Here is an 18,515-nt window from a genome sequence, read left to right on the forward strand (position 1 = left end):
ATGCTGCCGATGAATGTTAAATCTCAATCAATTAGGTAAAGAACAATGAAATGGTGTCGATGGATTGCGCGCAGCGTTGTGCTCATTAGTGGCTGTCTGAGCTTGATGGCCTCGGCTGTAACTGTGACGGACAGTCACGGTGAATTCACCTTGAATCAGGTGCCACAGCGCATTGTTGCGCTGGAATTTTCTTTTGTGGATGCGTTGGCTGCGGTGGATGTCAGCCCAGTAGGCATTGCGGATGACAACGACCCAAGTCGATTATTGCCTGCGGTGAGTGCCAAGCTCGGCCAATGGCGGTCGGTCGGCACGCGCTCTCAACCGAGTCTGGAAGTGATTGCGTCGTTGAAACCGGATCTGATCATCGCAGATGTTGATCGCCACTCTGCGGTGTATCGCGATTTGTCGAAAATTGCGCCGACGCTCTTACTGCCTTCGCGTCGCGAAACTTATGAAGATAACCTCAAATCGGCGGCGATCATCGGCAAAGTGATCGGTAAAGATGCCGAAATGCAGCAGCGCTTAGCGCAGCACCATCAGTTGATGGACCACTACGCGGCGCAGTTGTCTGGTCTGAACCATCAGACGGTGCAATTTGGTGTTGCGCGTGAAAATGGCTTTTATGCGCACGCGGCGGAATCGTATGCGGGGGGCGTAATTCATGCGCTGGGACTGGCTGCGCCCACTGGGCTGAACAATGAAAATGCGTCGCGCCAAATCAGTTTAGAGCAACTGTTGGCCCTCAACCCGAACTACCTGGTGGTCGGCGATTACACCGAACAGAGCATTGTCAGCCGTTGGCAGAAACAGCCGTTGTGGAACGTGCTGAATGCGGTGCGAGCCAAGCAGGTACTGCATGTGGATGGCAACATGTGGGCGCGCTGCCGAGGCATTCTGGCCGCGGAATACATGGCGGCGGATCTGGCGAAACTGGTTCAATCCTGATGCGGTTGACGCCATCGATTCAACGAACGGGCGTGGTGATCACGCTCGTTGTCTTTCTGCTGATTGTTGCTTGGGGCGCGTTGTTTGCTTACTCGGCGGTGCCGGTGTCTGCGGCGGATGCGCTGACGGCACTGTGGGCGCCGAATGAGCAGGTCATTGCGCATGTGATTGTGCGCGATATTCGCCTGCCGCGGGTGCTCGATGCGGCTTTGGTTGGCGCCAGTCTGGCGGCGGCCGGCACGTTGATGCAGGGACTGACTCGCAACCCGCTGGCATCACCCAGTTTGTTTGGTGTGAACGCAGGTGCGGCGCTCGGCATGGCGCTGGTGACCACAGTGTTTGCCGCTTCATCGTCACTCAGCAGCCCGCTGGCTGCGATGATCGGCGGGCTGAGCGCGTGGTGCTTGGTGATGATGCTCGGCGGCGCGTGGAAAATGGGGGCCGAGCGTGGGCAACTGGTGCTGGCGGGGATTGCCATCTCCGCCTTGTGTAGTGCCTTGACCAAAGCCAGCGTGATTTTGGTGGAAGATCAGGCCGCCAGCGTGATGGCATGGCTGGCGGGCTCGTTTGCCCATGTGGAATGGCGCACTTGGCACATGAGTTGGCCGCCGCTGTCGCTGGCGCTGGTGCTCAGTATGTTGCTGGCTCCGAAAGTGAATGTGCTGGCGATGGGGGATGAGCGGGTGAAAAGTCTGGGCGTGAACCTAACGCTGCTGCGCGTGTTGGTGGGGCTAGCAGTGTTGGTGCTGGTTGGCATTAGTGTCAGCACGGTCGGCGCGATTGCATTTGTGGGGTTGATTGTGCCGCACATGGCTCGCCTTCTGGTGGGCTACGATCACCGAATTTTGCTGCCGGTGGTGATGCTGTTGGGCGCTATTCTTACGCTTGGCGCCGATATCATCAGCCGCGCGGTGGTGTTTCCCACCGAAACGCCAGCAGGGGCGGTGTTGGCGCTGATTGGCGCGCCGTGTTTCCTCTATCTGGTGAGGAAAAAACAATGAATCCGATCCGTAAAACGCAACTGATTCTGTTGTGCCTGCTAGTGGTGGCAGCTCTAGCCAATCTGAGTTTGGGTGCGGTCAATCTCAGCATGGCGCAGGTGTGGGATGGCCTATTTCAAGGCAGCGAACACTATTTCACCATTCACGACTATCGCCTGCCCCGCGTGTGGATTGCACTGCTGGTGGGGGCGATGCTCGCCACCGCGGGCGTGCTGATTCAAGGCGTGGTTCGCAACCCGCTCGCCTCACCAGACATTCTTGGCGTTAGCCATGGCGCAGGGCTTGCGGCGGTCGCGCTGATGACGCTGTGGCCGACCCTCTCCGTCTATTGGTTACCGGCGGCGGCGCTGGCGGGCGGGATGGCCTCGGCGTTGGTGCTGGCGTTGGTGTGCGGTGGTCAAACTGCGCCGGTCAAACTGGCGATTACCGGCGTGGCGCTCGCGGCATTATACGGCAGTGCGATTGACTTTTTGATCCTCACGCAGCCGCTAGAAATCAACAATGCGTTGTTGTGGCTGACTGGCAGTTTGTGGGGGCGCGGCTGGTCGCAGCTGACGCTGCTTTGGCCGTGGTGGGTGCTGCTCCCTGTGGTGCTGTGGCTCAGCCATGCGCTGAATTTGCTCACGCTGGGCGATGAACGCGCGACAAGCCTCGGCATTTCGGTCGCTTGGGTCCGCGCTGGCGCACTGCTGGTGGCCGTCATCTGGACCTCAGCAGCGGTTGCGGTGTGTGGGCCACTCAGTTTCCTCGGCTTGGTTGCGCCGCATCTGGCGCGGCAACTGGTGGGCGGACGCCACCAACAGCTGCTGCCGACGGCGATGCTGGTTGGCGCTCTATTGCTGCTGGTGGCCGATCTGATCGCGCGTATCATCCATCCGCCTTTGGAACTGCCCGCAGGGATCCTGACTGCAATCATCGGCGCGCCGTACTTTTTATATCTGTTAATGAGAATGAGATAAGCCATGCGTTTAACCACTGAAAATCTGATTGTCGGCTACGGCAAAGGGCCGATCGTGAACGGTGTGGATGTCGTCATTCCGGAAGGCAAAATTACCGCGTTGCTCGGCCCCAACGGCTGTGGCAAATCCACGTTGCTGAAAACCTTGTCACGTATTCTCCATGCCGAAAGCGGACAGGTGCTGTGGCAGGGCAAGCCGATCGCGCAGGTGCCGTCGCGTTTGTTGGCGCAACAACTGGCGCTGTTGCCGCAATCGCAGGAGCCGCCGGAAGGGGTGAGTGTGCGCGAAGCTGTGGCGTATGGTCGCAGCCCGTACACCGGATTCTGGGGGCAGCTGTCTCGCGAGGACAAGCGCATTGTCGATCAGGCGATGCAGGCGACCGGTGTGGCGGAATTTGCCGAGCGCGCGGTGTCGGATCTGTCCGGCGGTCAGCGTCAGCGCGTGTGGCTGGCTCTGACTTTGGCGCAAGATACCGATTTTGTGCTGCTTGACGAACCGACGACTTACCTTGATATCAACCATCAGGTCGAACTGATGAAGCTGATGCGCCTGCTCAATCAGCAGGGCAAAACCATTGTCACCGTGCTGCACGACATCAATCAAGCGTGCCGCTACTGCGACCACCTGATCGTGATGCAGCGCGGACGTATTGTTGGCGAAGGGGCACCTGGCGACGTGATGACGCCGCAACTGCTCGCCAGCGTGTTTGAACTGGATGCGGAAATTCACCGCGACCCGATTGCTGGCACGCCAATGTGCATTGTTCGCTGATCTGCGTGCACTCCCCAGTACTTCCCGCTTGAGATTGAGGCTCTGAACCTCCCTCAAACGGGAACCTTTTTCTTGTCTACGCCCCGATGATCGTTCTCCCTCTTTCATTCTGCGCTCAAGGTTTTCGCTGGGGGGAGGATGCTTTTTTCACCCGATCGCGCTGCAATGGCAGCGTGACATCAACGAGGTGAACATGAACGCAAGACAACAAGCCCAACAACACTTTGATCAAAGTGACGCACCGCTGATCGTCGGTGACGTGAGCTACTGCCCGTTGCCGCCGGAGCAACTGGCGACATTAAACGCCGATTCGCCATACGTGGTTGAGGTGATTGGTTCTGGTCTGACTGCGGAGGTGTTTCACCTGCGGGTGAACGGGCAGGATTACAATCTGAAAAAACGCCGCCAGACGGCCAAAGTTGCCAATCTGGACGGGCAATATTCGTTTCTCAACGAAGTGCAGCGCAGGCGAGATTTTGAAGCCCTTAAAGCAAATCCGGACACCGCGCCGCGCTTTGTCCATATTGTGCCCACGCTCTATGCGGATTATCGGTTGGGCATTCTGCTTTCGCCATGGATTGACGGACAACACATTCAAACGCTGACGCCGGATTTGATGGAGCAACTGTTGGTGACGCTGGAGGCATGCGAAGCGCATGGACTGATGGAGTGGGATTTGTGCAGCGGGAATATGTTGGTGGACAGCGACAATCAGCTGTGGCTGTTTGACTTTGGTTACATGTACCCGTTTGATCCGCTGCGCGAGTTCAACAGCAACGGCACACAAGACCCGATATTTCATGCGGTGGAACGTTTTGAAACCCGATTCTTCTTTGGCTGGTTGCTGTCCAGCGCACTGACCGAGACGCAGCAACTGACCCTGTTTCGCCAACTGAAACAGCGGGCTGTGGCGAGCTATCAGCGCAAAGTGCATTGGCTACACACCCAGCAGGCGACTTCACCCGTGCTGGCGCATTACCGCCAAATCATAGCGCGTTGGCAAACGGCGCTGAGCAGTGAACACGCGTTCGTTCATCTGTTTCAACTGGAGGCGTTTCGCTCTCACGTGCTCGATATCGAAGACGATCTGCACGGCCAGTCGTGCACGCCGCTGACCCTGAAACGCATCGATTACGTGTTGGATGTGATTGCGAACGATTACCCCAATATCGCGCAACATGGCGGCCTGTTTTATGCCAATCACGGCAAATCAGCCACGCAACTGACGGATGATTATCAACGCAAGCGCGAGCTGGCGCAGCAATATCAGATTCGTTAGCCCAGCAATTCGTCAACTTGGCGATGGGTTGGTTCAGAGCGCCGTTTGCGCCGCGCAGTCCGTTGACTAATCATGGCGGGGCTCATCATGAACGGACTGCAATTTGTGCTGAATCAACGCCGTCATCCAGTCCATCAAAACGCGGACCCGCTTGGCCAGATGTCGGCGATGTGGATAGAGCAGGTACACGGGCAGCGGCTGACAAGTGAAGTTTGCCAGCACTTCAACCAATTGCTCGCTGGCGACCAGCTTACGCACGCCCGATTCTGGCGTTTGAATCAGCCCGATGCCCGCCAAACACGCCGCGGTGTAAGACTCGGCATTGTTGACCGTCAGCGCGCCCGCCATCTCAATGGTGCGCAACCGTTCGCCATCCCAGTATTCCCAACCGTCCGGCTGACCGCCGAGATTTTGCGCGTAGTGCACCAATTGATGGTGCGATAAGTCGTCCGGCGTTTTCGGCTCGCCAAGGCGCGCCAGATAGTCGGGGCTAGCATAGGTACGTACCGCCATGTCACACACCTTACGTGCGATTAGCGCTGAATCACTCAACTGCCCGGCACGAACCACAAAATCAAACCCTTCCCGCACCACATCCACGCGGCGATCGGTGCTGCTCAGTTCCAGCTGAACGCCCGGATGCTGCTGCAGAAATTCGGCCAGATGCGGCACAACTACGCCTTTTGCCATCCCCGTTGGCATGTCGACCCGAATGCGCCCGCTGAGCTGCTGCTCTGTTTGGACGAATAAGGTATCGAGTTCTTCAAATTCAGCCAGCAGATCGAGGCAACGTTCATAGTAGGTGCGCCCGTCAGGCGTTAACGACACTTTACGTGTCGTGCGCTGTAAAAGGCGCGCGCCTGCCTGCGTTTCAAGCAGTTGGATGTGATTCGAGACGCTGGCTTTCGGCAATCCTAACTCTTCGGCGGCGCGGCTGAAGCTGGCAAGCTCCGCAACGCGCACAAAGGTGTGCATGGCAGTCAGGCGATCCATGGATGGCTCCTATTGTTCGTGAATAATGAATAGTGTAATCAACTTATCGCTATTTATCCTGATTCTGTTGGCTAATAAGCTGTATTGACTGTAACCCAACACCAAAAAGGAAACTCCAATGGATTCTCGAATTGCTTTGATCACCGGTGCCAGCCGTGGGCTGGGCCAAAATGGCGCGCTGAAACTGGCCAAGCAGGGCGTGGATATTATTCTCACCTACCACAGTCAGGCCGAGCAGGCGCAGCAAGTGGTGGCAGAGATTGAAGCGCTCGGCCGCAAAGCCGTGGCGATTCAGCTCGATACCGGCAACATCAGCGAATTTGAGCCGTTTGTGGCCGAAGTGAAGCAGGTTTTAGCCACACATTGGCAGCGGGACGATTTCGATTTTCTGGTCAACAATGCCGGCATTGGTATGGATGCCAGCCTGACCGACGCCAGCGAAGCGCTGTTTGATCGCCTGTGCAATATTCATTTCAAAGGCGTGTTTTTCTTGACGCAGGCGCTGGCTCCTTTGCTACGTGATGGTGGTCGTATTCTTAATGTTTCATCCGGCCTGACCCGTTTTGCCATGCCGGGCAAAGGGGTGTATGCCGCGATGAAAGGAGCGATTGAAGTCTATACCCGTTATCTGGCCAAAGAGCTGGGCAGCCGGGGGATTCGTGTTAACGTTCTCGCGCCAGGGGCGATTGAAACCGATTTTGGCGGTGGCGCGGTGCGTGATGTGGAGGCGATCAATGCGCATGTGTCGGCCAACACCGCGTTGGGCCGTGCGGGGCTGCCGGATGACATCGGCGGCGTGATGGCTTCACTGCTGGTCGGCGACACCGGATGGATCCAAGGTCAGCGCATCGAAGCGTCTGGCGGCATGTTCTTATAAGTTTTATCGAGCGTATTGAAATGCCCCGGGCCGTTGGCTCGGGGCGTTTTGTTTGCGCCGGGCAGCAGGCATGACGACACGTCGCAGCTCTGCCGCTTGACTCATGAAACATTCTCAATACAATGCATGTACGTTTTATATATGTATCGTATCATCATGGGCATCGTAAAAATCTCCGATGAGCTGCATGAAGAACTGCGCAAAGCAAGTTCGGTGATGTCACGCTCAATCAACTCTCAAGCAGAATTCTGGATCAAAATGGGCATGTTGGCGGAATTGCATCCGCAACTCTCTTTCAATGAAATCGTGGCGAACTTAATGCAATCGGTGAATGTGTCTGCCACCCACATTGCGGTGACCGCAGAGGCAAATCATGAATCATGACATTCACATCAAATCGGAAGATGACATTGCATTGATGCGCGAGTCGGGCAGATTACTGGCGCAGGTGTTCAAGATGTTGGACACCTACGTTCAACCGGGCGTGTCGACCATGGACATCAACAACACGGTGGAAGCGTTTATTGAACAAGAACTGAACGCGCGCCCAGCCAGCAAAGGCCAATACGGCTATGAGTTTGTGCTCAATTCATCGATCAACGAAGTGGTGTGCCACGGCGTGCCGAAGGTGACGCAATTTCTCAAACGCGGCGACATCGTCAACCTCGATATCACGCTGGAGAAAAATGGTTTCATCGCCGATTCGAGCAAAATGTACGTGATGCCAGATGCCTCACCGCTGGCCAAAAAGCTGGTGGACACCACCTACAACGCCATGTGGGAAGGGATTAAGTTGGTGAAACCGGGCGCAAAATTGGGTGATATCGGCCACGCCATTCAGCACTATGCTGAATCTCGCGGTTATAGCGTTGTGCGCGAATACTGCGGCCATGGTATTGGGCGAGAAATGCATGAAGAACCGCAAGTGCTGCATTACGGTTTGCCCAATCGAGGGCTGACGTTGAAAGAAGGAATGACCTTCACGATCGAACCGATGATTAACCAAGGCACCGCCAAGATCAAAACCAAGAACGATGGGTGGACGGTGATCACGCGCGATAAAAAGCTCTCGGCGCAGTCAGAACACACGATTTTAGTGACTCGTACGGGCTATGAAGTGTTGACGCTACGCGATGAGGAACAATTGCCTGAGGCCTAAAGGGCGTCAGGCCATGCCAAATTTGGGGCTGGGCACGGTGTATCGACCGTTACCGCGCCATGTGCAGAATCGGGAACGGTTTGCCGAGGTCGTCTAAGGGCGATCGGGAGACCACATGAAAGCCCATATGCTGATAAAACCCCGTGGCAGCGGGGTTTTGTTCATTCACATCGACGGCGTTTGCAGCCATGTGCTCCATGGCGTGCAGTAACAACTGTTTGCCGATACCTTGGCCACGTGCTTCATTCAACACAAACAGCATTTCAATCTTGCCCTCGTGTACGCCAATAAAGCCGACAATAGCGCCTGCCGCGTTTCTGATGTAGCGCAGCGCGACCGCCGAAAAGGCGTGTTCAAGAATCAGCGGCTTAAAGAACGCGATGTCATCTTCTGTGATGAAGTCGTGTGTGGCGCGAACGGAATTTTCCCATACCGCTAACAGTTGCGGGTAGTGTTCAGGCCCTGCGGTTTCGATGATCATGGGGCAATCTCTTGGTGCATTCTTTTCGTACATTTTGTTGGTGTATTCTTCTGGTGCGTTCTTCTGGTATGAGGGGCGTTGTTCAACACCATCGTGCGATCCATTTAAGGTGATCTCCATTTACGGCGATATCATTCGCTACGTTTTACGCAGATCAGGTTGTTTTACGCAGGTCAGGGTGTTTCGCACCGCAGTGGCTTGGTCAGCAGGTGCTGTTTTTCGGCAAAGCCGGATTGTGCGTAGAAACGGATGGCGCCATCGTTGTTTGACCACACGTGCAATTCCAGGGCTGTCGCACCTTGCGCGGCTGCCCAGCTTTCAAATGCTGCCAACAGATCATCGGCGACGCCTTGTCGACGGGCGTGCGGCGACACAATCAGCTCGTCGACATAGCCCGTGCAGCGCGATTGTACCCATCGGTGTTCTCGCGTCCGGGTGATCTGACCAAGTAACGCGCCGACCACGAGGCCTTCGCGTTCGGCCACGAGAAGCTGCTGCCCGGCATCATCGATGATCGCTTGCAACTCTGGTGCTGTCAGCACATCGTTGGTGACGCGTACGGTCTCTGGCGCCAACGTGGCGTTGTGTTGGTTCTCCGCCACAAAGAGCGCCACCAAGGCGCGCAGATCGTTCACCGTTGCTTCGCGTGTCACGCGAGGCTTCTGCACGCTTGAGTCCAAAAGCGCAGGCTCGAGAGCCATTACTTTTTCATCATCTTGGCTAAGTCAGCAAACGGGTTGTACGTCGCGCCTTGATGTTCATCTTCGCCGGGCTTGATTTCGCTGCCGTACAAATCATGCTCGAGGTATTTGCTGTGCTCATGATCATGGCAATACAGACACAACAGTTCCCAGTTGCTGCCATCTTCAGGATTGTTGGTGTGGTCGTGATCTTTGTGGTGAACCGTCAATTCACGCAGGTTGGAATAAACAAATTCTCGTGCACATCGGCCGCATACCCAAGGGTAGAGTTTGAGTGCTTTTTCGCGATAACCGGCTTCTTTACGAGCGTAATTGGCACTGGTGCCGTAATGATCTGATGACATGGTTGTCTTCCACAAAATAGAGTATGCGCCGATGCTATCACGACAACGAGGCCGGAAACAGTGACCCAGATTCAGTGGGGGCGGCGTGCGTGATTTCAGTGCACAAATCTAAAGCGGGTTTGCGCGCAGGTCATGCCGTGGGGGCGGGCGATGCGCATTCATTTGGATGTTCGGGAAGAGAAAAAAGGATTGGCCGAGCGACCAATCCTTGCGAGCTTGGGAAGGTCTGATTACTCGTAATCAGACGCGTATGTTTCTGCGTAAGTGTGTGAGTAGAGTTCGAACAGGTTGCCGAACGGGTCTTCCAGATACACCATTTTTGCTTGTTTGTTGTCGTCTTCTGGGTGGTAGCGCATGATGTCCATTCGCACTTTACCGCCAAACGCTTCCACGCGTTGAATGGTGCCTTCGAAATCATCGGTTTGCAGACAGAAGTGGAAGATGCCGATGCGAGAGAAGTCGACTTGGTGACGTTCTTGGCGTTCTTTCATTTCGAACAGCTCGAAACCGATGCCATCATTGGTTAGCAGATGCGCGATGTTAAAGCCTTTAAACCCTTCCCCAAAGACTGCGATACACATGCGGCCAATTGCGGTTTCGCGTTCTTCGGTCACTTGGGTATTGTCCATCACAATGCTCAGCCCCAAGGCTTTTGTGTAGAACTCGACGGCTTTGTTCATGTCGCCAACCATGATGCCCACGTGATTCATTTTCATACGATTCTCCAAAAAATTGAGTTGTTTGTTTCGCTGTTTGTGTCGATGGAGAGAAGTATAGGGAACTGCGATTGAATTAAAAAATTATCAATATTTATAAAAATAATAATGTTTTGTTATTGTTTTCTACCCGTTCAAGACGTCGCGACACCGCCGATGACGTGGCTCGTCGAACACCATCGCGGGGTTTATAGAGCCTGATAGCATCGCTTATTGGGTTTCACGTTGACGAAAGCCGCTGGGCGTCAGTCCGGTCACGCGGCTGAATTCACGATTGAAGTTGGATTTGGTTTGAAAACCGGAATTCAGATAGACCTGCGTAATGCTCTCATCGCTGCGTAGCAAACGCTGCTTGGCGTACTCGATGCGATACTCATTGAGTATTTTTGAGATGTTGCGGCCGTGAATCTGATTGACCGCCATTGAAATCTGCCGCGCGGGAATCGTCAGTTTGCGCGCCAGACGATCCAAGGTTAAATCCGGGTCGAGAAATGCCTGCTTTTCTTTCATCAGCGTATCGAGTCGCGTCAGAATCGCCTGCGCGTGTTCATCACTCATCGCATTGTTGTCGCTTTGCTCAACGGCAGAGTCCGGCGCGCTCGCTTGCGGCGCTTCTTCAGTTACGTGCAAAGTACTTTGCGCCACCATCACCACCGCTAACGCTAAGGTTGGCAACAACAGGGTGTAGCCGACCGCCAGCACATACATCGCGTGTCGGCCCTCATACAGCGCGAAATCAAGTGTTAGCGCGCCATCAATGCAGGCAGAAAACAGCAGCATACAACCGGCGATGCGCTCGGCGTAGCGCACCCAGTCCATATCGGACAACCGAACTTGTGGCGCTTCATTGCGCGACGCCAGCAGCAGCGCGATGCCGTAGCCGATATACAACGCCGTCAGCATCAAATCCAGTGGCGCATGCCAATACGGATAGCTCAGCGACCCCACGGCAATCACCAGTGGCCCGAGCCAATGTAGGCGCGTAAGCCGTCCAGGTTGGTGGGCGCGGCGAAAACAGTGCCAGGCGGCCATCGGCACCAGCGCGGCACACACCGGCTGCAACATGCGAAACAGCGCGATATCCAGTGTCCAGCGCAGGCCGACAATTGCCGTGGTTAAGGCGCAGAGCGCGGTAAACCAGCTGGCGGGTTTGGTCGCCGCATCGGATTTGACCCACAACACGATCGCTAACATCAACAGCAGCAATGAGACAACAAAGGGTAGGGGAATGGCGATCATCGGGTTTCCTTACATGGGCAACGTTTCATTATCCAACGTGCTAAGCCTACCGATTTCTCCGCGTCACGTGAAGCGATTGCGGTCCTCAAACCGGATTGAGGAAGTCCTCGAACCGGATCGAGGACGCGCCCGCCAAGGCATTGCGCCAAAGTGACCCTGTTCGGCGTCATGCTTGGGTACACATGTCGAACATCATTTTTAACGACAGAGGTCATGGGCGAGAAAAAGGAGCGCGATGATGAATTGGTATTGGCAGGCGTGGCAACTTGGGCTGAGTTTTTCCGGGCGAGCGACGCGTCAGGCGTACTGGATGTTCTTTTTGGTCAATCTGCTGGTCAGCCTTGTTTTGGTGGCGCTGGAGATCAACACCGGTTCGCCGCCGTGGGTGGAAGTGGCGTACAGCATACTCAGCTTTTTACCGCTGGTGGCGGTGACGGTGCGCCGTTTGCACGACACCGGACGCTCTGGCTGGTGGAGTTTGGTGTGCTTTATTCCGGTGATTGGCGTGGTCGTGCTGTTGGTGCTGATGGCGCAGCGCAGCGAGCCGCACCGCAATCGCTTTGATGTCGCGCAATAGGGAGGAACGGAAGATGAGACGAATTCAAACTGCGGCTTGGTTGGCACTCGTATGGGCATTTGGCCTATCAAGCGTGGCGCAGGCAACGGAAAACCCGCGGGTGGGCGAACATGGACAAGACACAACGGCGGCATGGCTCCCCAGTGATGTGCAAGGTCTGGTCATCGTGCCCACCGTGGCAGAAGGGCATCTGGTTTATCTGCATGGAATCGCTGGCAAAGGCGCGTACCTGAGTCGCAATGAGGATGGTGAATTGTGTATTGTGGCGCCGCTGCACATCGTGGCGGGTAACTTTGAGCAAGGCGGCATTGTGGTCAAAGAAACCGGCCCGGTGACGCTGCGCATTTACAGCAGCGAAGTGTCGCAAGCGCTGAAAAACGGCGATCAGGTCACGAGTGAGCACTTACACGTAACGCAAGGGCTCAACCATGAACCTGGTGATGTGGCGGTCGAAAGTGGCATCGGTAGCCAAGTGCATTTTATTTTGAACCCGCGCCGCAAGTGGACCTCGTGGCTCAATGGCGAATGGTCAGCTGCGCGCTGTCAAACCGCGACCGAGGCACAACTCAAGCAGCTCTACACACGTCAATATTAGCGTCTGGTTCGTGAATCGTGACTCGGTTCATGAATCGCGATCAGGTGCATGGGTTCGCTGCAAACATTGATTCGCTGCAAACATTGATTCCATCTCAGCATTCGATTTGTTATTGGCATATGCTAATTTTATTTTTGACAGTGAGGTGGATGATGACCAAGGCGTTAGAATCGCACGCAATGTGCGCGGTGTGCTCGCCAGCCGAGCACAATCCTTATTCATTGGGCGTGGCTTTGGGGTGCGACGAGCGCGGGCAAGTGAGTGGCCACTTTACCGTCTGCTCGCGTCATCAGGGGTATCGGGGAAAGCTGCATGGCGGAATCGCCAGTTCGCTGCTGGATGCCGCGATGACGCACTGTTTGTTACACCAAGGCATCGAAGCGTTAACGGCGCAGTTGGACGTGCGTTTTCATCACCCGATTGTGGTGGGGGAACAGGTGGTGATTTCGGCGCATTGCGATACGGTGCGCCGAGGGATTTACCTGCTGACCGCGCAGCTGCACGTTGACGGTGAGCTACGGGTCAGTGCCAGCGGCAAGTTTCTCCAAGAGAAAGTGAGAACGAGCTAGCTGCGCAGGTATTTGTCCATTTCATCTTTCGGCACCATGCCGCCCCCGGTTGCCCACACCAAGTGCGTGGCGCGGCTGAGCTGGGCGTCACTGAAGCCATGCTGAGCGAGATAGCCGTGATCGCGCTGTGCGACCACCGGCCCTTTCATGCCCGCCAAGGCTGACGGTTCGAGCTGAATCTGTTCATAATCGCTGAGCATTTTCAGCAGCGTAAATAACGTTTCGTCGCTGACGGTGTAATAGCCATCGAGCAGGCGTTCCATGGCGCGGCCGACAAAACCCGATGCACGCCCGACCGCGAGACCATCAGCTGCGGTGAGGTTATCGATGCCCAAATCCTGCACGCTGATGGCATCGTGCAAACCGGTGTGCACCCCAAGCAGCATGCACGGCGAGTGAGTCGGTTCGGCAAACAGGCAGTGCACGTGATCGCCAAACGCGAGTTTGAGGCCAAAGGCGACACCGCCCGGACCACCGCCCACGCCGCACGGCAGGTAAACAAACAGCGGGTGATCGACGTCGACGCGAATTTCGCGCTGTGCCAATTGCGCTTTGAGGCGCTCACCGGCCACCGCGTAGCCCAGAAACAGCGTGCGGGAGTTTTCATCGTCGATGAAAAAGCAGCTCGGATCGTTTTGCGCCTGCGCGCGCCCTTGTTCAACGGCGACGCCGTAGTCGCTGTCGTATTCCACCACGGTGACGCCATGTGAGCGCAGTTTGGCTTTTTTCCATTCACGGGCATCGGCCGACATGTGCACTGTGACGCGAAAGCCGAGCTTGGCGCTCATGATGCCAATCGATAGGCCGAGATTTCCGGTGGATCCGACGGCAATCTGATGCTGCGAGAAAAAGTGGCGCAGTTCATCGCTCGCTAGGGTGCGGTAATCGTCTTCAAGGTGAAGTAAACCCGCTTGCTGCGCGAGTTGTTCGGCGTGAGCCAATACTTCGTAAATCCCGCCTCGCGCTTTGATCGAGCCCGAAATCGGCAGGTGGCTGTCGAGTTTGAGCAGCAGCTTGCCCGGCATGTCGGTTTGGTAGTGAGATTGCAGCGCGCGGCGCATGTGATCGATGGTCACCAGCGGCGATTCAATGATGCCCTGGTTGACGGCGGTTTCAGGAAACACGTGTTCAATATACGGCGCGAAGCGGCGCAGCCTTGCAGCCGCATCCTGCACGTCTTGCTCACTGAGGCCAACATGGGGCAGGCCTTCTGCCAGCGTGGTGATGTTGGGGTTGAACCATTGCGTTTCTTGCAGCGCAATGAGCTGTTTGATCAATGGAAATCGTTCAATAAGGGCTTCGGTCATGGGGCACCTTCTCATCGGGTTTTAGCTTGTCATCATAACGATTTGTGTCGGTTTGCCTAGGGCGGGGCAATCAAAGTCTGAACCGATGCGTCACCTTGGCTGAGTGGATGTCGAAAATCTTCAATCCCTGATGTTTCCGTTTCCCTATGCTGTGAAAAACAGAGGAGAAAGACCATGTCAAAACGCATCAACTACATCCACATCGCGCCGCAAGCCATGGAAATTTTGTACACCCAAGAAGCGTACTTCCATGAACAGTTTCGTCAGTCGGACACCCTAAATATGACCATCTGGGAGCTGGTAAAGTTGCGTGTGTCGCAAATGAATCAGTGCGCTTTCTGTATCGACATGCACAGCAAAGACGCGCTCAAAATGGGTGAGCAGCCCGAGCGAATTTGGGGGCTGAGTGCCTGGAAAGACATGCCACTTTATAGCGAGGCTGAACGCGTGGCGTTGGCGTGGGCAGAACTGCTGACGGCAGGTCTACCTGTGGACGATGATGCCTATCAGCTCACCTTGAATACCTTTGGTGATAAAGCTATGGTGAACCTGACGGTGGCGGTGAATGCCATCAACAGTTGGAACCGGATAGTGAAAGTGTTTCAGCCGCAGGTGGGACTGTATCAACCCAACTAATCGCAATGTGGGAACATCCGTTTGGATTTAGATTTTGAGATCTTCAAACCGCAGGGGTTATTAGCCGGCCAGATTCAGGCAATCTGGTCGGTTTCTGTTGCGCCTGAAACCAAGCAAACCGTGCGCAGGCAACTCCTCAGCGATGCAGGCACGGGCGTGACCTTTATTTTGCAACAGCAGGTGCAAATGGACGACGAATGGCAGTCGCCGGGCGTGGTGTTGCTGCCGGTCAGCACTTTGGCTCATCAGGTTGGCTTGCCACCGGGAGCTGTGGTGGCGGGGGTGCGTTTTCACCCAGCGGTAGGCTATCAGCTGTTTGGTGAGCGGCTGGAGACGCCGCTGCGCATTGCAGGCGACCACCCACTTGCCGCGTCGGCACAGACCGCTTTTTTTGCGCTGCAAAGCGCGTCTTCTCCGGCTGCCAGAATCACCACGTTATATCGCTGGTGCCACGCGTTGATCGCGCAGTATGAGCCGCAAGATGTGGGGCATATCATTCATCGCCAGCCCGAGACACTCAGCCAGCGTCAGCGCGAACGCCAGTTTCAGAAATGGCTGGGGATCACGCCGAAACAGTATCAACGCATCGTGCGGGTGAAACAGACCTTGGAGCAACTGCGCGTGCAGCCCAATGTATCGCTTGCCGATTTAGCGCTCGAACAGGGCTTTGCCGATCAGGCTCACATGACGCGTGAGTGCAAACAGATCGCCCGCATCACGCCCAAACAATTTGTCCGCCAGCGCAAGTCCTGATGGGCTGGCCAGCAGGCATAAAAAAAGCGCCGCAAGACGGCGCTTTTTCGATGGAGCGGTGAGCGAATTATTTCGCAGCCACTTCACCCAGTTTGATCCACGTATCAATCACGGTATCCGGGTTGAGCGAGACCGAACTGATGCCTTGTTCCATCAGCCATTCCGCCAGATCTTCGTGGTCGGATGGGCCCTGACCACAAATGCCGACGTATTTGCCCGCTTTGGTGGCTGCATCAATCGCCATCTTCAGCATCACTTTCACCGCAGGGTTACGCTCGTCAAACAGGTGCGCGACGTCACCGGAGTCACGGTCAAGGCCAAGGGTCAACTGAGTCATGTCGTTTGAGCCGATAGAGAACCCATCGAAGTACTTGAGGAACTCATCTGCCAGTACCGCGTTGGATGGCAGTTCGCACATCATGATCACTTTCAGTCCTTGCTCGCCACGGCGCAGGTCAAACTTCGCCAGCAGGTCGATGACCGATGCCGCTTCGCTTGGTGTACGCACGAATGGAATCATGATTTCGACGTTTTTCAGCCCCATTTCGTTACGCACGCGTTTCACCGCCAGCGTTTCCAGTTCGAAACAGTCTTCAAACACCGGTGAGATGTAGCGAGACGCACCGCGGAAGCCCAGCATTGGGTTCTCTTCGTGCGGTTCGTAGTGCTTGCCACCCACCAAGTTGCTGTACTCATTCGATTTGAAGTCTGACATACGCACGATCACGCGTTTTGGCCAGAATGCCGCAGCGATGGTCGCGATACCTTCAGTCAGTTTGCTGACGTAGAAATCGATTGGATCTTTGTAACCACGAATGCGGTTGGTGATTTCAGCTTTCAGTTCATCGGTTTGCGCGTCGAAGTTCAGCAGCGCTTTCGGGTGAATGCCGATCATCTTGTTGATGATGAATTCCAGACGCGCCAGACCCACCCCTTCGTTCGGGATTTGTGCAAAATCGAAGGCACGATCCGGGTTACCCACGTTCATCATCACTTTGGTGGGCAGCAGTGGCAGTTCATCAACCGATGAGCGGCGCACTTCAAAGTCCAGCAGGCCTTGGTACACGTAGCCGGTTTCCCCTTCCGCACACGAAACGGTCACAGTTGCGCCGTCTGTCAATGTGCTGGTGGCGTTCCCACAACCGACGATCGCCGGAATGCCCAGTTCACGCGCGATGATCGCCGCGTGACAGGTACGGCCACCACGGTTAGTGACGATCGCAGCGGCTTTCTTCATTACCGGTTCCCAGTCTGGGTCGGTCATGTCGGTGACCAGCACATCGCCTTCTTTGACCAGTGACATTTGATCCAGCGAATCGACCAGACGAACGGTGCCGCTGCCGATGCGTTGACCGATCGCACGGCCTTCAATCAGGATGTCGGCTTTGTTGTTCAGCTCGTAACGCTCAATGACGTTCTGTTCGCTTTGTGAACATACGGTTTCTGGACGCGCTTGTACGATGTACAGCTTGCCGTCGATGCCGTCTTTCGCCCACTCGATGTCCATTGGACGCTGGTAGTGCTTCTCGATGATCATCGCTTGTTTTGCCAGCTCTTTGATCTCGTCATCGCTCAGAGAGAACTGATTACGTTCTGCATCTGTGGTGTCGATGATTTCAACCTGTTTGCCGATCACTTGGCTGTTGGCGTAGATCATTTTCACCAGCTTCGAACCGAAGGTTTTCTTCACGATCGGTGCTTGGCCTGCTTCCAGCAACGGTTTGTGCACGTAGAACTCATCCGGGTTCACTGCGCCTTGCACCACCATTTCGCCCAGACCCCAAGCCGAGGTAATGAAGACGACTTGGTCGAAACCAGATTCGGTATCGAGGGTGAACATCACGCCCGATGCCGCTTTGTCTGAACGCACCATGCGCTGGATACCCGCCGACAGCGAGATGCCGCGGTGGTCAAAGCCTTGGTGCACGCGGTACGAGATCGCGCGGTCGTTAAACAGCGACGCGTATACGTGTTTGGTCGCTTCCAGCACCGCATCGATGCCTTTCACGTTCAGGAAGGTTTCTTGCTGGCCCGCAAACGAAGCGTCTGGCAGGTCTTCAGCAGTAGCCGAAGAGCGCACCGCGACCGAAAGCTCGGGGTTGCCTTCAATCAGGGTGTCGTAGTTGTCTCGAATGTCCTGCTCTAAATCCGCAGGGAATGGGGCGTCTAATACCCATTGACGGATGGTGGCACCTGTCTTGCGCAGGGCTTCTACATCGTCAACGTCCAGTTCGTCGAGCAGGGTATGAATGCGGTCGTCCAAGCCCTCAAAATCAAGGAATTGGTTGAACGCGTAAGAGGTTGTCGCAAAACCGTTGGGTACGGACACACCGGCGTTGGCGAGGTTAGATACCATTTCGCCAAGTGATGCGTTTTTACCGCCGACTTTATCGACATCTTCCATGGATAGGCTATTGAACCAGAGGGTGTTCTTTTGCATGTCTTTCTCCAGAAACATTGCAGCGTTGTAGGGGAGGGCAATCGATTACGTGGCAACTGAAAAAAATTCCGAGGAATTTTTCAAAGCTGTGGGGGCCGTAATGGCATGCCGGGTTTTATTATCGGTATTATGTAAACCATCGTAATAAAATTTATTTGAATGTTTAAACGAAA

The 18,515-nt window shown here is 55.3% G+C and carries 21 protein-coding genes; 13 read left to right on the forward strand and 8 right to left on the reverse strand.

The window, feature by feature from the left end:
- Window positions 1-45 precede the first annotated feature (45 nt).
- From ACF8PK_RS11650 to ACF8PK_RS11670, 5 genes are all read left to right on the forward strand, one after another.
- The gene (locus tag ACF8PK_RS11650; RefSeq protein ID WP_392441424.1) at window positions 46-945 is read left to right on the forward strand and encodes a Fe(3+) dicitrate ABC transporter substrate-binding protein; all 900 of its coding nucleotides are present in this window, start codon (window positions 46-48) and stop codon (window positions 943-945) included.
- Window positions 945-1,946 carry an iron chelate uptake ABC transporter family permease subunit gene (locus ACF8PK_RS11655; RefSeq protein ID WP_283513505.1) on the forward strand — a complete coding sequence of 334 codons (1,002 nt, stop codon included), beginning with the start codon at window positions 945-947 and terminating at the stop codon, window positions 1,944-1,946. Before ACF8PK_RS11650 ends, ACF8PK_RS11655 begins: the two co-directional genes overlap by 1 nt.
- Window positions 1,943-2,905 carry a Fe(3+) dicitrate ABC transporter permease subunit FecD gene (fecD, locus tag ACF8PK_RS11660; protein ID WP_392441426.1) on the forward strand — a complete coding sequence of 321 codons (963 nt, stop codon included), beginning with the start codon at window positions 1,943-1,945 and terminating at the stop codon, window positions 2,903-2,905. The genes ACF8PK_RS11655 and fecD overlap by 4 nt, the downstream gene beginning before the upstream one ends.
- Before the next feature lie 3 nt (window positions 2,906-2,908).
- Window positions 2,909-3,676, forward strand: coding sequence for a Fe(3+) dicitrate ABC transporter ATP-binding protein FecE (gene fecE / locus ACF8PK_RS11665; protein WP_392441428.1), 768 nt, complete (start codon window positions 2,909-2,911; stop codon window positions 3,674-3,676).
- 193 nt (window positions 3,677-3,869) lie between these two features.
- A complete protein-coding gene (locus ACF8PK_RS11670) occupies window positions 3,870-4,955 on the forward strand; it encodes a phosphotransferase (protein WP_392441431.1) in 1,086 nt (361 codons plus the stop codon).
- Between the two features lie 66 nt (window positions 4,956-5,021).
- On the opposite strand, the gene ACF8PK_RS11675 is transcribed toward ACF8PK_RS11670, so the two are convergent.
- A complete protein-coding gene (locus ACF8PK_RS11675; protein WP_392441433.1) occupies window positions 5,022-5,948 on the reverse strand; it encodes a LysR substrate-binding domain-containing protein in 927 nt (308 codons plus the stop codon).
- A gap of 118 nt (window positions 5,949-6,066) precedes the next feature.
- On the opposite strand from ACF8PK_RS11675, the gene ACF8PK_RS11680 reads away from it, so the two are divergent.
- The 3 genes from ACF8PK_RS11680 (at window position 6,067) to map (ending at window position 7,984) form a co-directional block, all read left to right on the forward strand.
- Entirely contained in the window at window positions 6,067-6,825 is a 759-nt protein-coding gene (locus tag ACF8PK_RS11680) for an SDR family NAD(P)-dependent oxidoreductase (protein ID WP_004727528.1), read from the forward strand.
- A gap of 141 nt (window positions 6,826-6,966) precedes the next feature.
- Complete coding sequence (locus ACF8PK_RS11685) at window positions 6,967-7,209, forward strand: ParD-like family protein (protein WP_004727529.1); 243 nt, start codon at window positions 6,967-6,969, stop codon at window positions 7,207-7,209.
- Window positions 7,199-7,984: a type I methionyl aminopeptidase gene (gene map / locus ACF8PK_RS11690; protein WP_055465504.1), complete on the forward strand. Its 786-nt coding sequence runs from the start codon at window positions 7,199-7,201 to the stop codon at window positions 7,982-7,984. Before ACF8PK_RS11685 ends, map begins: the two co-directional genes overlap by 11 nt.
- A gap of 49 nt (window positions 7,985-8,033) precedes the next feature.
- Here the strand turns inward: map and ACF8PK_RS11695 are convergent, their stop codons facing one another.
- The 5 genes from ACF8PK_RS11695 to ACF8PK_RS11715 all read right to left on the reverse strand — a co-directional run bounded on the left by ACF8PK_RS11695 (window position 8,034) and on the right by ACF8PK_RS11715 (window position 11,465).
- On the reverse strand, window positions 8,034-8,465 hold the full coding sequence (locus ACF8PK_RS11695) for a GNAT family N-acetyltransferase (protein ID WP_158164689.1): 432 nt from the start codon (window positions 8,463-8,465) through the stop codon (window positions 8,034-8,036).
- A 173-nt stretch (window positions 8,466-8,638) separates the two neighbouring features.
- The gene (locus ACF8PK_RS11700) at window positions 8,639-9,133 is read right to left on the reverse strand and encodes a GNAT family N-acetyltransferase (RefSeq protein ID WP_392441438.1); all 495 of its coding nucleotides are present in this window, start codon (window positions 9,131-9,133) and stop codon (window positions 8,639-8,641) included.
- Between the two features lie 32 nt (window positions 9,134-9,165).
- Window positions 9,166-9,510, reverse strand: coding sequence for a YajD family HNH nuclease (locus ACF8PK_RS11705; RefSeq protein WP_014257756.1), 345 nt, complete (start codon window positions 9,508-9,510; stop codon window positions 9,166-9,168).
- A gap of 230 nt (window positions 9,511-9,740) precedes the next feature.
- Entirely contained in the window at window positions 9,741-10,226 is a 486-nt protein-coding gene (locus tag ACF8PK_RS11710; protein ID WP_014257755.1) for a VOC family protein, read from the reverse strand.
- A gap of 210 nt (window positions 10,227-10,436) precedes the next feature.
- On the reverse strand, window positions 10,437-11,465 hold the full coding sequence (locus tag ACF8PK_RS11715) for a helix-turn-helix domain-containing protein (protein WP_392441441.1): 1,029 nt from the start codon (window positions 11,463-11,465) through the stop codon (window positions 10,437-10,439).
- 235 nt (window positions 11,466-11,700) lie between these two features.
- On the opposite strand from ACF8PK_RS11715, the gene ACF8PK_RS11720 reads away from it, so the two are divergent.
- The 3 genes from ACF8PK_RS11720 (at window position 11,701) to ACF8PK_RS11730 (ending at window position 13,206) form a co-directional block, all read left to right on the forward strand.
- Window positions 11,701-12,042 (forward strand): DUF805 domain-containing protein, encoded by a 342-nt coding sequence (locus tag ACF8PK_RS11720; RefSeq protein WP_392441444.1) that lies wholly within the window; start codon window positions 11,701-11,703, stop codon window positions 12,040-12,042.
- A gap of 13 nt (window positions 12,043-12,055) precedes the next feature.
- The gene (locus tag ACF8PK_RS11725; protein WP_392441446.1) at window positions 12,056-12,637 is read left to right on the forward strand and encodes a hypothetical protein; all 582 of its coding nucleotides are present in this window, start codon (window positions 12,056-12,058) and stop codon (window positions 12,635-12,637) included.
- A gap of 152 nt (window positions 12,638-12,789) precedes the next feature.
- Complete coding sequence (locus ACF8PK_RS11730) at window positions 12,790-13,206, forward strand: PaaI family thioesterase (protein WP_044366815.1); 417 nt, start codon at window positions 12,790-12,792, stop codon at window positions 13,204-13,206.
- On the opposite strand, the gene dsdA is transcribed toward ACF8PK_RS11730, so the two are convergent.
- On the reverse strand, window positions 13,203-14,513 hold the full coding sequence (gene dsdA / locus ACF8PK_RS11735) for a D-serine ammonia-lyase (RefSeq protein ID WP_392441448.1): 1,311 nt from the start codon (window positions 14,511-14,513) through the stop codon (window positions 13,203-13,205). The two genes, ACF8PK_RS11730 and dsdA, sit on opposite strands and share 4 nt — an antisense overlap.
- Before the next feature lie 174 nt (window positions 14,514-14,687).
- Here dsdA and ACF8PK_RS11740 point away from each other — a divergent pair, with 174 nt between their 5' ends.
- Window positions 14,688-15,149, forward strand: coding sequence for a carboxymuconolactone decarboxylase family protein (locus ACF8PK_RS11740; protein ID WP_172562646.1), 462 nt, complete (start codon window positions 14,688-14,690; stop codon window positions 15,147-15,149).
- A gap of 21 nt (window positions 15,150-15,170) precedes the next feature.
- Window positions 15,171-15,902 (forward strand): helix-turn-helix domain-containing protein, encoded by a 732-nt coding sequence (locus ACF8PK_RS11745; protein ID WP_172562645.1) that lies wholly within the window; start codon window positions 15,171-15,173, stop codon window positions 15,900-15,902.
- A gap of 67 nt (window positions 15,903-15,969) precedes the next feature.
- Here the strand turns inward: ACF8PK_RS11745 and ppsA are convergent, their stop codons facing one another.
- Complete coding sequence (ppsA, locus tag ACF8PK_RS11750) at window positions 15,970-18,360, reverse strand: phosphoenolpyruvate synthase (protein ID WP_032080910.1); 2,391 nt, start codon at window positions 18,358-18,360, stop codon at window positions 15,970-15,972.
- Window positions 18,361-18,515 lie beyond the last annotated feature (155 nt).

It is taken from the genome of Vibrio sp. CJQ_6 (assembly GCF_043106745.1).
In the GTDB taxonomy this organism is placed as follows: domain Bacteria; phylum Pseudomonadota; class Gammaproteobacteria; order Enterobacterales; family Vibrionaceae; genus Vibrio; species Vibrio furnissii.

Bases quoted from the DNA above. Each gene is read 5' to 3' on its own strand.
- ACF8PK_RS11650 (WP_392441424.1), top strand. From the start codon at position 46: ATGAAATGGTGTCGATGGATTGCGCGCAGCGTTGTGCTCATTAGTGGC.
- ACF8PK_RS11655 (WP_283513505.1), top strand. From the start codon at position 945: ATGCGGTTGACGCCATCGATTCAACGAACGGGCGTGGTGATCACGCTC.
- fecD (WP_392441426.1), top strand. From the start codon at position 1,943: ATGAATCCGATCCGTAAAACGCAACTGATTCTGTTGTGCCTGCTAGTG.
- fecE (WP_392441428.1), top strand. From the start codon at position 2,909: ATGCGTTTAACCACTGAAAATCTGATTGTCGGCTACGGCAAAGGGCCG.
- ACF8PK_RS11670 (WP_392441431.1), top strand. From the start codon at position 3,870: ATGAACGCAAGACAACAAGCCCAACAACACTTTGATCAAAGTGACGCA.
- ACF8PK_RS11675 (WP_392441433.1), bottom strand. From the start codon at position 5,948: ATGGATCGCCTGACTGCCATGCACACCTTTGTGCGCGTTGCGGAGCTT.
- ACF8PK_RS11680 (WP_004727528.1), top strand. From the start codon at position 6,067: ATGGATTCTCGAATTGCTTTGATCACCGGTGCCAGCCGTGGGCTGGGC.
- ACF8PK_RS11685 (WP_004727529.1), top strand. From the start codon at position 6,967: ATGTATCGTATCATCATGGGCATCGTAAAAATCTCCGATGAGCTGCAT.
- map (WP_055465504.1), top strand. From the start codon at position 7,199: ATGAATCATGACATTCACATCAAATCGGAAGATGACATTGCATTGATG.
- ACF8PK_RS11695 (WP_158164689.1), bottom strand. From the start codon at position 8,465: ATGATCATCGAAACCGCAGGGCCTGAACACTACCCGCAACTGTTAGCG.
- ACF8PK_RS11705 (WP_014257756.1), bottom strand. From the start codon at position 9,510: ATGTCATCAGATCATTACGGCACCAGTGCCAATTACGCTCGTAAAGAA.
- ACF8PK_RS11710 (WP_014257755.1), bottom strand. From the start codon at position 10,226: ATGAAAATGAATCACGTGGGCATCATGGTTGGCGACATGAACAAAGCC.
- ACF8PK_RS11715 (WP_392441441.1), bottom strand. From the start codon at position 11,465: ATGATCGCCATTCCCCTACCCTTTGTTGTCTCATTGCTGCTGTTGATG.
- ACF8PK_RS11720 (WP_392441444.1), top strand. From the start codon at position 11,701: ATGATGAATTGGTATTGGCAGGCGTGGCAACTTGGGCTGAGTTTTTCC.
- ACF8PK_RS11725 (WP_392441446.1), top strand. From the start codon at position 12,056: ATGAGACGAATTCAAACTGCGGCTTGGTTGGCACTCGTATGGGCATTT.
- ACF8PK_RS11730 (WP_044366815.1), top strand. From the start codon at position 12,790: ATGACCAAGGCGTTAGAATCGCACGCAATGTGCGCGGTGTGCTCGCCA.
- dsdA (WP_392441448.1), bottom strand. From the start codon at position 14,513: ATGACCGAAGCCCTTATTGAACGATTTCCATTGATCAAACAGCTCATT.
- ACF8PK_RS11740 (WP_172562646.1), top strand. From the start codon at position 14,688: ATGTCAAAACGCATCAACTACATCCACATCGCGCCGCAAGCCATGGAA.
- ppsA (WP_032080910.1), bottom strand. From the start codon at position 18,360: ATGTTTCTGGAGAAAGACATGCAAAAGAACACCCTCTGGTTCAATAGC.